The following is a 17,852-nucleotide window of genomic DNA, read 5'->3' as shown; positions in this document are numbered from 1 at the left end:
GAGGCAGGATAATGCCTCTGCCCTGTTGGCATAAAAAGTAACTTATAAACAATGATTCAAAGAAAGGGAGAAATACGTGAAAAAGAAAACAGCTAGAAGTTTAGCGCTCCTGATGGCAGCAGCCATGACAGGGACTACGTTTTTCGGAACCGGGGCGCCGGTAGCACAGGCTGCAGACGAGTGGATCGGTGACGATCAGCTTAAGGAAAACTCCACATCGGAGCCGGAAGCCGATGACGTATTGCCAAGCGAGAATCAGTACAATTATCAGAAGGAAGAACTCGCAGCATTCTGTCATTTCGGACCCAATACATTCAACGAGATCGAGTGGGGTGAAAATTACGGAGATAAAACTCCTAATGAAATTTTTAAACTTACTCAAGATTTTGACGCTGATACATTGGTCAAAGCAATCAAGGATGCAGGGTTTCATAAACTGATCGTAACAGCAAAGCATCACGACGGATTCTGTATCTGGGCAAGTGATTATACAGAGTATGATGTTGATGCAGCAACAAACTATCCGGGAGATGCAAAGACAGGAAGAAGGGATATTCTTGAAGAGATATCCGCAGCCTGCACAGAGCATGATATCGACATGGGACTGTATCTGTCCCCGTGGGATATCCATGATCCGAGCTACGGATATTATGATGAAAACCGTAATCCGGTATCTGCTGATGAGGATGTCCTGGATTACAACGATTACTACAATGATCAGCTCGAGGAGATCCTGGGCGATGACAGATATGGCAATGAGGGTCATTTCGTAGAAGTATGGATGGACGGCGCAAAAGGAAGCGGCGCCAATGCACAGGAATATGATTTTGAGAGATGGTTCGCCACGATCCAGAAATATGAAGGTAAGGCGTCAGGCAAGTATGATTCCGACTGTATGCTGTTCGGCGCGCAGGCATATACGACCGTGCGCTGGATCGGTAATGAGAACGGCTATGCAGACAAAAACACATGGTCCAAATCAATCGTGGATTATGAGAATAACACGATCAACAGCAACAGCCAGGGCGGCTACACTTTAGGATGGGAAAACGGAAATCAGTGGACAGTACCGGAAGCTGACGCCCGTATCACATCCGGATGGTTCTGGGGAACGACAAAAGCGGCTCCGAAGTCTATTGAGGCTCTCGGAACGATGTATTTCAATTCCGTAGGACACAACTCGCCGCTGCTCCTGAACATTCCTCCGAATAATCAGGGTACAGTGGATGAGGCAATTCTGAACAGAGTGGCAGAGTTCGGACAGAATATCAAAGATACTTTTGATGAGAATATGGCGGCTGCTGACGGAGCTGAGGTAAAAGCTTCTGACGTACGCGGCAGCGATACAGCTTTTAAGCCGGGCAATACAGTAGATGGCAATGACGATACTTACTGGACGACAAATGACGGCACAAATGAAGGCAGCCTTCTGATCGATCTTGGTTCATCTAAGAAGTTCGACGTTGTTTCCATCGAGGAAGCGATCCAGAACGGACAGCGCATTAACAGCTACAAAGTAGAGTATCGCAATGGCAGCGGCGCATGGACGGTTCTTGATGAAGGCGAGACAATCGGAGCAAAGAGACTGGTAAGGACGTCCGCTGTAACAGCAGATCAGATCAAGATCACTGTTTCAACGACAGATGGTAAAGTTCCGATGATCAGCGAGGTAGGTGTTTATAAAGCGTCCGAAGGATTCGAGCTTGCGGCGTCAGCTCCGACAGGTATGGATGTGATTGACATCGAGGACAGCGCAGCTGATGATAATGTAGGATTCACGTTTACCGGCGGGACATGGAATAAAGAAACCGGAACAAACTTTGTCAACGAGACAAACCGCTGGGCAAATGCTGGTGCAAGCCTGGAACTGAATTTCACAGGAAGCAAGGTTTATCTTGTGGGAACAAAGGATTCGGGACATGGGCAGGCCACCATCACGATTGATGGCGGGGCTCCGGTGACAGTGGACACTTCAGCGTCAGAAAGAGCTACAGGTCAGGTATGGTTCAGCTCGGAAGATCTGACAGACGGCCCGCATACTCTTACATTGACAGTAGATACAAAAGCAATTGGTATTGAGGCTGCTTATGTGATCAATAACGGCGGAGTCGGAATGATCGGTCTGGAAGCCGATGAGTTCACAATGAACGAAGACGAGACCATGAACGTGAAGATCACCAGAGTCGGAGGAACAAACGGACGTATCAAAGCGTACCTTTCCCCGAACCCGGGAAGCGCGATTCAGGACGACTTCTATACAGAGCCTGTAGTGGTAACACTTGCAGACGGTGAAAGCGAGACAACAGTACCTGTCAGAACAAGAAGAAATACGAATACAACAGGAACGCAGGACTTCTCGATTGAACTGAACTCCCCGAGCACAGGACTGATCCTCGGATTCATTGATGCAGCGACAGTAAATATTCTGGATGCAGAGTCAATGACAAAAGAGCAGCTTCAGGAACTTGTTGATTCAGTGAGCGGCTGGAGCAAAGATGTATATTCAGGCGACTGGGCGTCATTCGAGAGTGCTCTTGCAGCTGCCAATGTGCTTCTTGCACAGGAAACCCCGGATGCATTGGAGATGGGCAAGGCTTATGCGGCACTCGAGAATGCAAAGAACAATCTGCAGAAACGTACACAGTTCACCGCAGAAGACCCGCTTGTATTACCGGCAAAACAGGGAGTGACAGTAAGGGCAGAGGCAGAGCTGTTTGAACTGGTAAACGGAGAAACACATGATTTTGTCAAAGCTGAGAGCGACGCTTATTCAAATGGGATGGCTGTATCTTGGTTTAAGCCTGACAATGTAATGTATGTATACTATAATGCTCCGACAACCGGAACATATACTGTTACAGTACAGGGACAGAGCGGCAGAACGAGTTCCAATCCGAACCGTCTGATTGTCTCAGAAGAGAATAACAATTTTGCTGAAGTGACTCAGGACTTCAATGGAACAAATGCCAGCAACCCGGCATATGAGAATTTAGGATCATTTGATATCAATGTGACAACCGCAGGACCGGGCGTCATGAAGATTGCGACAGATTCCCATGAAGGTCCTAATATCGACTACTTAGACATCACGCCAAAGGACATTGTTTCAACCTTTGATATCACTGCATCTGCAACAACGGGCGGCAGTGTTGAAGTTTCCGCAGACCAGGTGGTACAGGGCGGCAGCTTTGATATTACGATCACACCGGATTCGGGATATGAGATCAGCCAGGTACTGGTTGGCGGAAGCGATGTTACGGAAAATGTTCAGGAAGGGAAATACACAGTGTCTGACGTACAAAGTGACATCAAAGTAAATGTAATGTTCAGTTTCGCTAATTATACGGAAGCGAACAGATTCCAGTTCCCGACAGCAGAAGAAGATACTGTGACATTGGAAGCAGAATACTTTACTCTGCAGAATACAGGGGAAAATGAGCAATGGCCGCTTCAGGTATCAGAGGCAGACTGGGCAAGCAATGGCAAATTCGTAAATTCGCTCAATGAGAACGATGTGATCTCTGTACCGTATTTTGCAGAGAAGATAGGAACATATAAGATCACGGCAACTTACAGAAGCGGATCTACTGTAAACAGCCTCGCATGGAGCACAGAGCCGGAAGGACTGATCGAAGGTGAAGGCAGAAACACAGTTGCAACTCCGAGCGAAAATAATGGACAGGGAAAAACAAGGACTGTTGACTTTACAGTTACAGTTACAAAACCGGGCGCAGGAGTCTGGATTTTTACCGGACCGAGCGGTAATTCTCCGCAGCTTGATAAGTTCGACATTGTTCTTACAGAAGAAGTAGACAAGATCGCAGATAAGACTGATCTTGAAATCGCAATTCAGGATGCAGAGAGAGAACTTGCCAAGGAGAATACATATTCTCAGGAGACAAGAGCAGACCTTGAGGCGGTGCTGGTAAACGCAAAGACAGTATTTGAAGATCCTTATACTACACAGTCAGTAGCTGACCAGGTGGTTGAAAAACTTAAGGAAAAAATCGACAACCTTGCATACATTTCTTACAATGTAAGGACAGAGGTTGTAGGCGGAGCCGGCGGAACTCTTACGCCAAGCAAGGAGACCGTAGACCGGGGCGAGAGTGTTGACATTACGATCACACCGAATTACGGATTTACGTTAACTTCTCTGGAAGTAAATGGCAACGAGATCACCAGCTTCCACAAATACAATGTAAGCTACACTATTTCCAATATCACTCAGGATCAGGTAGTGAAAGCGGAATTTGAGAAGACCGGCTATACAGTAGGCGAGCCGTTTGAGTTCCCGACAGGAACAGATACGGCGACACTGGAAGCAGAAGACTTTACCCTGTTTAATGTGAACGGTGATACAGAGCGGTATAAGATGGGAATCACCAATGGCAGCGCAGGGGCATGGGATGAAGGCGCAACCTATATCAACGCGTTTGAACCGGGCGACTATATCTCTGTTCCGTATACTGCAAAGGCAGGCACATATGAAGTCAAAGCTATATACAGCAGTGGTTCTGCAACCAACAAGCTTGTATGGGACAGCGACGGAACGATTGAGTCAGGACAGGTGTCCGCTGGAAATACAAATGCAAACGAGTTCGTGACAGCTACATTTGAGGTCACAGTTACGGAAGACGGCACAGGCGTATGGACATTTACAGCGCCGGAAGGCGACAAATCTCCGCGAGTTGATAAGTTCGAGATCACTGCAAAAGGTTCAGGACCGGTAGAGCCGGAAGAGTATACAGTGACAGCTTCCGTTGACGGCGGAAACGGAACGATCACACCGGAAAGCGCAGAAGTTGAGGCTGGCGGCAGCGTAGACTTTACAATTATGCCGAATGAAGGTTATGAGATCAGCGACGTGACAGTAAATGGAACCTCCGTTATCGACGATGTGGATAAGGAGAATGGCACTTATACGTTAAGCAATATCAATGAGGACACAGCGGTAGTCGTAACCTTTGAGGAGATCAGGGAAGATTCGGATCAGTACACAGAGAAGAATCCGTTCGTATTCCCGACAGAGGTAAATGGCACACCTGTTACTCTGGAAGCAGAGAAAATGATTCTCCAAAACACCGGAACGGGAGAGGCATGGCCGCTCCAGGTATCAGAAGCAGCTTGGGCAAGCAATGGCAAATTCGTGAATGCCATGAATGCCGGTGACAGCGTTGTGCTGTATTATACAGCTGAGAAGGCAGGTACTTATGAAGCAACACTTCAATACAGAAGCGGCGACACGAACAACTCCATGACATGGACAGAGAAAGACGGAAAGATTGCAGATGGTTCCCTGGATTCTGTTGAAGCAGAAGAAAATGCAACTGCAACGCATACAGTTGTACTTACATGGGAAGTTGAAACACCGGGAGCCGGAGCTGTGACATTCCTGGCAGGCGCGAAGAATGCACCGCAGCTTGACAAATTTGACGTTGTCCTGGTAAAAGAAAAGACTGATGTGCCTGAGGTCAATAAGGAAGCGCTTGCAGAAGCCATTGCAAAGGCAGAGGAAGAAGCCGCTAAGACAGACGTGTATACTGCAGAGTCCATCGCTGCGCTCGAAGAAGCAATTGCAGACGCAAAAGAGGTATATGGTGATGAATCCGCGGAGCAGGAGCAGGTGGATGCACAGGTATCCGCTCTGGAAGCAGCGATCGAGGCGCTTGTGAAACTTCCGGAACCTCCGCAGACATATACGATCACAGCTTCCGCCGGTGAAGGAGGAACGATCACGCCTTCAGGCGAGGTTACAGTAAATGTCGGAGAGGCTCAGACATTTACGATTAAGGCTGATGAAGGATGGCACATCAAGGAAGTCATAATTAACGGCGAGTCAGTCGGAGCGGAAGAGACATATACGATGGAGGCAGCCGGTACGATAGAGGCATTATTTGAGAAAGATGCCGTGGAACCGGAAGTTCCGGACAAGAGCGCGCTTGAAGCGGCACTCAAAGAGGCGGCTGAAATCCTGGCAAAGACAGACAAGTACACAGAAGAATCTCTTAAAGATTATAAGGCTGTAGTCGATGAAGCTCAGGCAGTATATGACGATCCGGATGCAACAGCAGAAGAGATCGCAGACGCTGTACAGAAGCTCACAGATGCACGTGATCTTCTGAAAGAGATCGACAAAGAAGAGCCTGGAACAGGAGACAAACCTGGTACAGGTACAGACAAACCGGGCACGGGTTCCGGAAATGGTGCTGATAAAGCAGTACAGACCGGAGACAATACCAGCCCGATCCTCTGGGCGGCAGTTCTCGCAGCAGCATGCGCGGCAGGCACAGCAGCGGTAAGGACCCGTACGAAAAAGAATAAGTAAAAAATAGAGCAGAGAGACAGAAACCGGACAGAAAAGACTGCTTTAAAGAAAAACTCCCCATTGCGCGGGAGTTTTTCTTATTTCATCTAAAAATCGTCCTCGCGGGCTCATTGTCAGTTTTAGACAAAAAAAGGCTTCAGATCTGTGAGGAAAGGCAGAGAAATTGGTGATTTTAATGAATCCTGCCGACTGTTCATAAATAAATAGGAAATTGTTTACAAAAATGTTACAATATATAGTAATTACATAATGGAGGCAGTCTCTGCAAAAAACAGAGACTGCAGTTATGTAAAATAAATATGGAAAGGGAGAAAAATGTGAAGAGAAAGACATCAAAAGGTCTGGCTCTCCTGACTGCATCGGCTGTAGCTGCGGTCACTGTCCTGGGGACAGGGACACCGGCGGCGCAGGCTGCGGAAGCGGAATATGAGATCTATCCGAAGCCGCACGAAATCAGCTATGAAGGAGACAGCTGGATCCTTAAGAATGAAGTGAATGTGGTCTATGAGGACGGCATTGACGAGGCAACACAGGACAGGCTGGATGAAGTCTTCGCCCTGAAAGACGGCATCACGGTGAGCGAATCGGATGAGATCGTCGAGGGCAAGACGAACGTGCTTGTCGGGATCGACGGATCAGACGGATACGTTGACCAGTACGCAGAGGAAAACGTGGAGGTATCTGCGGACGGACTTTTCGACAAGCTGGATTCCTACGTCCTGGACAGTAAGGAAGATGTGATCACAGTCCTGGGCGCAGATACAGACGCGAGTTTTTACGGGCTGACTACGCTGTACCACATTGTAAAGCAGATGGACAGCCAGACGATCAGAAGCTTCCATATCGAAGACTGGGCGGATGTGGCGAGCCGCGGATTTATCGAAGGATATTACGGCAATCCGTGGTCCACGCAGGACAGGATCAACCTGATGAAATGGGGAGGATACTACAAACTGAATTCCTATTTCTACGCACCGAAGAACGATCCGAAGCACAACGCACAGTGGCGGACACTTTATACGGATGAGGAGATCGAGACACTGATCAAACCGCTCGCGGATGCGGGCAATGAATCGAAGTGCCGGTTTGTATTTGCGCTCCATACATTCATGAACAATCCGGTCCGGTTTGACACGGAGGAGCATTATCAGGAAGACCTCGCGATCGTCCAGGCGAAGTTCGAGCAGGTGATCGAAGCCGGTGTAAGACAGGTGGCGATCCTGGCGGACGACGCAGCGAATGCGGGGGCGGACAACTATATCCGTTTCCTCAATGATATGACAGAGTGGCTGGCTGAGATGGGCGAGAAGTATCCGGACCTGAAGCAGACCCTTCCGTTCTGTACGGTAGAATATATGTACAACGGACAGAGCTATTATCAGCAGTTCCCGGAGAACGTGCAGATCGTTATGACCGGCGGAAGGATCTGGGGAGAAGTAAGCAACAGCTTTACAGAGACATTTACAAATACTGCAGGCCGCGGACCTTACATGTGGATCAACTGGCCGTGTACAGACAATTCGAAGAACCACCTGATCATGGGCGGGTATTCGACGTTCCTCCACCCGGGCGTGGATCCTTCGAAGATCCAGGGCATCGTGCTCAACCCGATGCAGCAGTCTGAGCCCAGCAAGGTCGCGATCTTCGGAAATGCATGCTATTCCTGGAATATCTGGGAGACGGAAGATGAGGCGGACCAGGCGTGGAATGATTCGTTCAAATATGTGGATCACAATTCTGCAGTGGAGAACGAGGCTTCCGCTGCGCTCAGAGAACTGTCGAAGCATATGATGAACCAGAACATGGACAGCCGTGTGACTGCTCTGCAGGAGTCAGTGGATCTGGCGCCGCTGCTTACGGATTTCAGGGATAAGCTGAATGCGAATACAGTGACAGCGGAAGAAGCGGACGCACTGATCGCTGAGTTTGAGATCCTGCAGGAAGCGGCGGATACATACGAGGCACAGGCGGGCGACACCAATGTCAGAGACCAGATCGTGCAGTTCCTGAACTGCTGGGATGACACGACTGACGCGGCGATCGCATACCTGAATGGGGTGAAGGCGGCGGTCAACAACGACACAACATCCATGATCCAGTACAACTCAGAGGGAAAGACAGCTTTTGACCAGTCGAAGACGCATGCGATCTGGTATCTGGACCATAACGAATATGCGGAAGTCGGCGTGCAGCACATCGTGCCGTTTATCAATGAGATGGGCTCATGGCTTTCCAAGAGAGTGCAGGAAGCTGCCGATCCTACAGTGATCACGCAGACTTATATCAGCAACTCCTTTACAAATCCGTCGGTAGGCACGACGGACAACATGCTTGATGGAAATGATTCTACATCCGTACAGTTCTATGAGCCGAACTATCCGGCGGCAGGAGATTATTTCGGGATCAGATTTAACAGAGGGATCTCAGTTGACAGTCTCCGCGTGTCTATGGGCGGCGGTAAGAACCATCTTCAGTACAGTAAGTTCCAGTATCTGCCGGAAGGCGCTGATGAAGAGGATGGATGGAAAGATGTCAGCGGGACAGAATACACACGTCCGAACGGCTCTACCGAAGTGATCGAGGAGAAGGGGCTTAACCTTGAGAATGTAAAGGCAGTCCGCCTGATCGCGACAAGGGATAATGAATTTGACAGCTGGGTGCTGATCAATTCCTTTGACGTCAATAAGGAAGAGGCTGAGGAGACACCGTCATTTGAGGTGACTGAGGTAACATACGAAAATGCAGAAGCAGTTACTAATACGGATACCACGAAAGTGACCGATGGCGACAAGTCAACGGAATTATGGCTCAAATCTTCCAGCGGAGACAAGATCAATGCCGGTGCGGCAGTGATCCTGAACCTGGGAAGAGTACAGGAGATCGGCTCCGTGTATATCGCACAGGATACGGCCCGCACAAATGGAGGGGACATCATCGACAATGGTATCGTTGAGTACAGTGTGAACGGGACCGATTGGGAGACCTTCGGCGACATGCAGGCTGTGAATGAGCAGATGGTAAATGGCTCTGCTTCCGCACAATATATCCGTGTACGTAATGAGGCGGAGAAAGGGGTATGGTGGAGGATCAGCGAGATCACCGTATATCCGCAGACCGGCACCCCGGCGTTTGTGATGACCGCATCCGGCGTAAATACGAGGATCGGAACCCATACAAGCATTAACGACGGGGCACAGAATAACAAGTTTGAATATATCGTAGACGGAAACCCGGACACACTGGCATGGCTGGCAAGCACCAACCCGGATAATGGCAATATGCAGCAGGGACAGGGCATTGAGATCGCGTTTGACCGCGAGGTCACAATGAAAGAGATCTCACTTCTCCAGGGAACAGGCGACGCACTGCCCACGCTGAAAGTGGAGTACAAGTCTGGCGACAGCGACAACTGGAGCGAACTGAAAACTATCCAGAACGCAGGGGCGAGCGTGGAAATCGATGCAGACGGCACGAAAGCAACTGCGATCCGGCTGACCAATGGCGCAGGAGATACAAGCCACTGGTGGCAGGTATATGAAGTCGATGTGACAGAAGTGTCTGCGGCGGACGCGGAATGTGTATACACAGATGTGGAAGGCACAGCATTCACCGCGGCAGTGGACAAAGAGAGCGCGATCCTTACACCGGGTACGGTTACCCTGGAGGCGGGATCCTATATCGGCATCGATATGAAAGAAATCCGCAAACTGACGTCCATCGACGCTGAGTACACAGGAGACGGAGTCGAACTCCAGTATTCTGACAACGGTAAAGTATGGACCACAGCAGACGGCAGCGCTGCCGGTGAGACTGCGCGCTACATCCGGCTGGTCAATACATCAGACAGCGCAGCAGAAGTAAATATATCGAAGTTTACTGCTTCTCTGTATTCAGTCGGAGCGATGGGAGAACTGATCTCCTCTGATATCCCGGTTGTGGCATCCTGGGGAGATACAAGGAACAACGGACAGGCCTTTGACGGGGATATGACAACTCAGACGAAGTTCGGAGGCTCTGCACTTGAAGGAAATACGGCAGCGTTCAGCTTCGGCCAGGAGATCGGTATCAATTCCATCCGCATCTACACTGCGGATAATACAGAGGACTATATCCGTGACGTGATGGTCCAGCTCTCAAGCGACGGACAGAAGTGGACAGATGCGTTTGAGATCGGCGACGGCGTGGCGGATACCGCAGAGCAGGCGGAACAGACAATGGCTGATACAGCGGCAGGCGAGGCGGATTCCAACTATCCGAACGTGCGCTACTACGGCAGGGACGACCTGGATACAACAGCGCGCTACATGCGGCTGTATGTGACTGCTAACTTCCCGAACCGTTCACTCATCATCAATGAAGTAGTGATCAACGGCGGGGCCTATATATCTGCGGAGACGGATATGGCGTTCTCCGGGACGACAGAAGAGAGGGAACACCAGCCGTCAAATATGCTGGACGGAGACTTTAACACAACATACAGACCGTCAGAGGCAGGCGGAAGCATGACCTACAAGATCGATGAGACTGACGGCATCCGGAGCTTCCGTGTCATCCAGAGTGGTGCGGCAAGCAGCGCGGCAGTAAAAGTCCTTCTCTATAATGAAGAGACAGGCGCTACAGTAACCGAAGAAGTCGGCACACTGGCACAGGCAATCAATGAGTTTACAGTAAAAGAAGGACATTCTCTGCTCAGCATTACATTTGAGTGGGATGAGAAGATCCCGGATATCGCTGAGATCATCACTCTGGAGCAGGTGGCAGATCCTGCGGACAAAGAGGAGCTGAACGGACTTCTGGCAGCGAAGCCTGAGGGATATGACACATGGACCACATCTTCGCAGGCAGCGTATGACGCGGCAGAGGAGATGGCGAAGGCAGTCGCAGCGAGCAAAGGGATATCCCAGACTACAGTGGACAGTGCTGCGGCGAGTCTGCAGAAAGCGGCGGCAGACGCCGTGATCCGTGTAAATACGGAGACAGTAACCGCACTGCAGGAAATGGCAGCTGGTAAGATTGATAACAGCAGCATGATCTATACCACGGTAAGCTACACAACTTATGAAAACATGATCGCAAAGATCGAGGCAGCGCTTGAGGATACGGCAGACCTGTCCCAGGCGGCGGCAGAAGCGCTTGCGGCAGATGCAGACGCAGCGGAAGCAGCGCTGGCATACTCCACGGCAAACCGCGAGCAGGCTGAGCTGGAAACACTCCGCTACGATGCGGTGAACGGTGAGGATTACACAACCGTCAGCTATGAGGCCCTTACGGAGGCGAAAGAAGCCATTGATGCACTGGCAGCCCAGGATAAGGCGGCAGAGTCCGGTGAAGGAGAGCGCGTATATCCGGAGCGGTTCATTGAGGCAAAGGATGCGTTCAGTGATGCAATGGACAGCCTGATCGACGTGACAGAGCTGAAGGCAGCGATCGCGCTGAAAGATCAGGTCACAGACCCGTCCATTTACACTGAGGAAAGCTACGCGGCGTTCGCAGAGGCAGTGGAAAACGGAAAAGCGCTGCTTAAGAACGGTACAAAAGACGCTGTCGCAGATGCAGTGGAACAGATCAAGGGCGCTTATACAGCACTTGACCTGAAACCGGAGACAACTCTGGATGAAGTGATCGCGGAGGCAAAGGCAGTCCTCGGTGCGGAAGGCGCGGCAGATAAGTACACAGAAGATTCTTATCAGGCCCTTGCAGACATCGTGGCAGAAGCTGAGGCGAATACAGATGACTCGAAAGATGCAGAGTATGTGGCAGCGATCCGGAACGCAATGAGCGGTCTGGTCGATGTGACAGCGCTGAAGGCACAGATATCCGCGGCCGAGGCTGTGGATGCAGAGATGTTCACATCTTCGTCCTACAAAGCGCTTACTGACCTGCTCGGACAGACAGATACAGAGAAACTTCTGAAGTCCGGTAGCCAGGAAGAAGTGTCAGCGGCAGCGGCAGCGATCGAAAATGCGGTCCGCGCGCTCGTACCGAGGGCACAGGGAGCAGAGGATTACCGTGACAGCATTACCCTGAAACCAGAGAAAGGCTACACGGCTGATTCCTATAAGGCTTACAAAGAAGCCTATGAAGCACTGATGAATGCAGATCCGTCTGACTTAAGCGCGGCAGAATTCGCACAGCTCAAGGCAGCTTTCGAAAAAGCAGAGCTGAACCTGAAGCTTGTGGACAGCGCCCAGGGCGGCAGTCAGGACAGCGGAAAAGCCGACACAGCAGTCAATACAGGCGATGCTGTGAACGTACTTCCGATCGTCATGGTGATGGTTATCTGCGCGGCGGCAGCTGAGGCTGTTGTGATCATCAGGAAAAAAAGGAAATAAAACAGGGAGGGAACTATGAGAAAAAGCAGAAAAAGTTTGAAAAAACTGAGCGCCTGCATTCTCGCGGCTGCAATGACGGTGACGCTTGCAGCCCCGTTCTCCCCGCTGACTGAAGTGAAGGCAGCGGGAGAGGAAGCGGTGAACCTGGCGCTTGGAGCAACGGCGACGGCGAATGACACTGAAACAAATGATTATCCGGCGTCAAAAGCAATTGACGGCGTTGTCAACAGAGAAGCGGCGAAGCCACAGTCAAGATGGGCGACAAACCCCAACAGCTCGCAGGAGCCGAAAATCCTGACGTTGGATCTGGGGGCGGAAAAGACATTCCAGTCTTTCGTGATCGCATGGGAGAGACTGAATATCACAAGCTACGAGATCCAGACTTCCGAGACAGGAGCAGCTGACGGTGAATGGACAAAGATTTATGAGAAAGAGGGAGATGACCCGATCTCAGACCTGAACGAGAACATCCATCTCGCAGAGCCTGTTACGGCGCAATATGTACGCCTCTATGTAGACGGATACAGCCTGAACCCGGGGAACTGGCAGTCCGTATCAGTCTATGAGTTCCAGATCTACGAGGATCAGATCCCGAGCGATATCCTTCCGGAAGAAAACTACTGCCTGGAAGGGACAGCGGCAGCCAGTGACTATGAGAAGACAGAGGGAGATACACAGGCTCCGGGCAAAGCGATCGACGGCGACAAGGCGACCCGCTGGGCGACAAATGACGCAGGAAACGGGACAACGGCACGCACGCTGACGATTACGCTTCCGGCAGCACAACGCGTGCAGTATTTCAAGATCAACTGGGAAAAAACAAATATCAAGAAGTATACGATTGATGTAAATACTGTAAATGACGGTGAATTCCAGACGGTATATACGCAGGATCAGCAGATCGATAATACACAGCAGATCATCTCTCTGGAGAGTCCGGTGTGGGCAAAGCAGATCCGCCTGAATATCACAGAGTATGGCGAGTCGGTAAGCAACTGGTGGAATGTCTCCGTGGCAGAGTTCGCGGCATACGCGGTTGAGCCGGGATCAGTCAAGGAAGACTCCACAGCTCAGGAAATCGCGGATGTACTCAGCGCTCCGACGGTAAATACAGAAGAGATGAAGCTGGAGATCTCTGAGACAGTGCCAGATGGTACTGTAGTAGAGTTCCTTGCAGATTATGAGCAGGTTGTCGGAAAAGACGGCACAATTTACCAGCCTCTTACTGAGAAAGAGATCAATCTTATATACAAAGTGACAAAAGACGGTGAATCCGCCGAGGGAACAGTAGAACATACAGTTACAATTCCGGGACAGTATGAGAATGCCGGAACAAATGCTAAACCGGTCGTGATCCCGGAGCTGGCTGAGTGGTACGGCGGCACAGAAGAGGGCGCAGTCACGATCAGCGACAGCACAAAGATCGTATATAAGGATGCGGCGTTTGAGACAGCGGCGACAGCCCTGGCTGAGGACTACAAAGCTGAGTTCGGTATAGAACTCGCAGTTGCAGCAAGCGGCGAAGCAGCAGGTGATATCGTTTTTGAAAAAGATGAGGAGAACGGCCTGGATGAAGAGGGATACATCATCGATACAGACGATATGATCACCGTGAAAGCTGAGCAGGCGACAGGCGCTTACTGGGCGACACGTTCGATCCTTCAGATCGCGAAGCTGAATGAGAATGCGGTCCCGATGGGAATCACAAAAGACTATCCGAAGTTCGAAGTGAGAAGCTTCAGCCTTGACGTAGCGCGTAAGCCGGCGTCCATGGATATGCTGGAAGACGTTGCAAAAGCAATGGCATACTATAAGATGAATGACTTCCAGGTACATCTCAACGATAACCTGATCTTCTATGAAAATGCGTTCTTTAACGGCGCGGAAGATGCGAGAGACAGGGCTTATACAGGATTCCGCCTGGAGTCGGATATCAAAGAGGGCGGCCAGAACAAGCAGGATCTGACGAATACAGATCTCTATTATACACAGGAAGAGTTCAGGGACTTTATCCTGGAAGCAAGAGACATGGGCGTCAGCATCGTACCTGAGATCGATGCGCCGGGACATTCCGGAGCATTTACAAAGGTACGCCCGGATCTGATGCTTCCGGAAGAACTGGCAGTAAACGGTACCCGTGCAAGGGCAGGAGAGCAGTTTAACTTAAGCGGAGATACGGAAGACCCGAACAGCTATTACAGCCAGAGCCTTGCGTTTGTGCAGGACGTATGGGATGAATATCTGACAGAGGATATGTTTGATTCCAGTATGACAGTACATATCGGTACAGATGAATATTACGGCGATGCAGATGCGTTCCGTCACTTCTCTGACGATATGATCGAGTTTATCCAGGACAATGACCGTACAGTGCGTATGTGGGGAAGTCTGACACAGCTTGCAGGCACCGGCACAGTGGATGTCCGCAGCGAAAACGTACAGCTCAATGTATGGAATACAGGATACTCCAATCCGAAACAGATGTACAATGACGGGTTTGACCTGATCAATACACTGGACGGCTCCCTCTACATGGTGCCGAACGGGAACGGCGGCAGAGGCGGATACGGTGACTATCTTGCCACAGAGAACCTGTACAATAACTGGGTGCCGAACAATATGGGCGGTACAGTGATCCCGGCAGGTTCCGAGCAGATGCTGGGAAGCACATTCGCTATCTGGAACGATAACATTGACACAAGCGCTCAGGGTATCTCAGAAGTAGACAACTTTGAACGTTTCGAAGATGCTCTTCCGGTACTTGCAAGCAAGAACTGGGGCGAGGGCGAGGACCTTACTTTCGACCAGCTTAAGGAAACACAGGCAGCGCTCGGCGACGCGCCGGGAAGCAACCCGTATTCGAAAGCATCCGCAGACGAAAACAATAAATATATGTCCTATGAATTCGAGGACAAGACAGATTCCTCTAATAACGGAAGAGATCTGACAGAAGTTAAGAACGCGGATATTAAAGACGGCAGCCTGACACTCAAAGGCGGCGAGAGCTATGTGACAACGCCGATCGAGAAGCTGTCAACAGGAAGCACGCTGGCGTTTGATATTACACTGGACGCTCCGGCGAAAGCAGGACAGATCCTTTTCGAGGCAGACACTCCGGGAAGCGATGACTATGCGCACGATATCCGGGTGATGGATGATGGACGGCTTGGATTCAGAAGAGAGCTGTATGATTATTACTTTGATTATAAGCTCCCGGTAGGAAAACAGGTACACATCGAGATCACAACAGACACCCTTTCCACGACAATGACAGTGGACGGCGTGGACTACACGGCGACAGGTATTTACCGCAACAGACAGACGGACAATACGGTAAGAAAACAGGGCATCAAGAATGCGACTCTGCTCCTGCCGCTCCAGAGGATCGGTTCTAAGACAAACGCGATCCAGGCAGAGATCGACAATGTGAACGTAACAGTAGCAGAAGAACAGCAGGCAGTAGATATCTACAACAAGGCTGGATGGACCAAAGTAGCTGTAGATTCTGAGACGATATATACTGCAACAGAAGGGAATTTCGAGTATGCGTTCGACGGGAAATCCGGTACGATCTGGCACTCTAACTGGCAGAATGCAAGCGATAAAGTAGACGGTCAGGACGGAACAAAGGGGAATATGGATTCCATCGGCGGCACCATCAACCTTGGCAATAAGTATATGATCAACCAGTTCAGCTTCACACCGAGGACAGGTTCAGCCAGCGGACAGGTGACAAAGGCAGACCTGTATGTGAAAGCAAATGAAGGCGATCAGTGGATTAAGGTTGCAGAGGACGCAGTATTTGCGGCAGACGCATCGACGAAAACATTCTACTTTGAGGAGCAGGAAGTACAGTATATCAAGTTCGTGGCGAAAGAGTCCAACGACGGATGGGTGGCTGTATCTGAGTTTGATGTCGGAAATGCCCCGGCTCAGACCTACACCGTATATGTTGAAGCTCAGGAAGGCGGAACCGCGGAAGCCAGCGAAGAAGCAGTGCAGCAGGGTGAGGAAGTAACCGTAACTGCAAAAGCCGACACGGGATACACCTTTGCAGGATGGTATGACGCTGTTACAGGAACCAAGGTTTCTGATGACGCGGAATATACATTTGCAGTGACAGAGAACACAGCTCTTACCGCTCAGTTTACGAAGAACGATGAGCCGGAGCCGGAAGTTACGCACACAGTAACTTTTGTCGCTGACGGTAACGAAACAACGCAGACTGTCAAAGACGGCGAAACAGCAGGTGAACCGGAAAAACCGACAAAGGCGGGACATGAATTCCTCGGATGGTTCGAAGAGGGCAGTGAGAATGCATTTGACTTTGGACAGCCGATTACAGGAGACGTGACACTGACAGCACGCTTTGAAGCGTACACCGTAACTCCGTCAACCGACGCGAACGGAACTGTCAGCGTAGGTGCAATGCAGGCAGATGGGTCTGTAACAGTAAAAGCAGAGCCGAACAGCGGTTATCGTTTCGCGGGTTGGAAGGTAAATGATCAGATTGTTTCCTACGACAATCCATATACATTCACCCCGGTACAGGATACAGAAATCGCGGCGGTGTTCGAGGCTGTTAAGCCGGGAGTAACATACCATACGGTAACGATCAACGGACAGACAGTCCAGGTTGAAGACGGGCTGACGCTCGTTAAGCCTGCTGATCCGGTTAAAGAAGGATACAAGTTCATCGGCTGGTTTGTAGGCGATACAGAGTATGATTTCTCACAGCCTGTGACATCTGACCTGACGATCACGGCGAAATTCGAGAAGATCGAGACTCCGGGAGAAGGGGACTCTGATCAGGATAAGCCAGGCACAGATAAGCCGGGTGCAGATACCCAGAAGCCAGGCAGCGGCAATGCTGACAAAGGTGATAAGGGCGGCAATACAGCAGTGCAGACCGGTGACCAGAGCAGTCCTGTGATCTGGGCAGTTGTCCTTATCGTGGCAGTTGCAGCAGTAGCGGCAGTGGTCATTATCAGGAAGAAAAAGAAATAGGACAAGAGAATAAATAAAACAAATGATCTTGTCCGCTAAGCGGATGACAGCCAGGAGGGTACGGTTCTAAAAGAGCTGTACCCTCCTGGCTGTTTTGCGCGATACGCCGGGCAGGCAGTCACCATGCCTGTATAAGTGGCGGATTGCCTTATCCGACCTTGAATCTGTGAGCACATTTGAATATA

3 protein-coding genes are annotated in these 17,852 nt (G+C 50.4%); all 3 read left to right on the top strand.

Annotated features, from left to right (window positions below):
* Positions 1 to 76: 76 nt before the first annotated feature.
* The 3 genes from B5G27_RS07945 (at position 77) to B5G27_RS07935 (ending at position 17,667) form a co-directional block, all read left to right on the top strand.
* Positions 77 to 6,328 (top strand): alpha-L-fucosidase, encoded by a 6,252-nt coding sequence (locus B5G27_RS07945; protein WP_162611219.1) that lies wholly within the window; start codon positions 77 to 79, stop codon positions 6,326 to 6,328.
* Positions 6,329 to 6,645: 317 nt separating this feature from the next.
* Positions 6,646 to 12,660 carry a beta-N-acetylglucosaminidase domain-containing protein gene (locus B5G27_RS07940; RefSeq protein WP_162611218.1) on the top strand — a complete coding sequence of 2,005 codons (6,015 nt, stop codon included), beginning with the start codon at positions 6,646 to 6,648 and terminating at the stop codon, positions 12,658 to 12,660.
* 15 nt (positions 12,661 to 12,675) lie between these two features.
* On the top strand, positions 12,676 to 17,667 hold the full coding sequence (locus tag B5G27_RS07935) for a discoidin domain-containing protein (protein WP_087178367.1): 4,992 nt from the start codon (positions 12,676 to 12,678) through the stop codon (positions 17,665 to 17,667).
* Positions 17,668 to 17,852: the final 185 nt, after the last annotated feature.

Origin of the sequence: Lachnoclostridium sp. An76 (assembly GCF_002161355.1) — a bacterium.
Taxonomy (GTDB): domain Bacteria; phylum Bacillota; class Clostridia; order Lachnospirales; family Lachnospiraceae; genus Mediterraneibacter; species Mediterraneibacter caccavium.
Note: the sequence above shows the minus strand (reverse complement) of the source record. Positions and strands in the feature narration are given on the sequence as shown.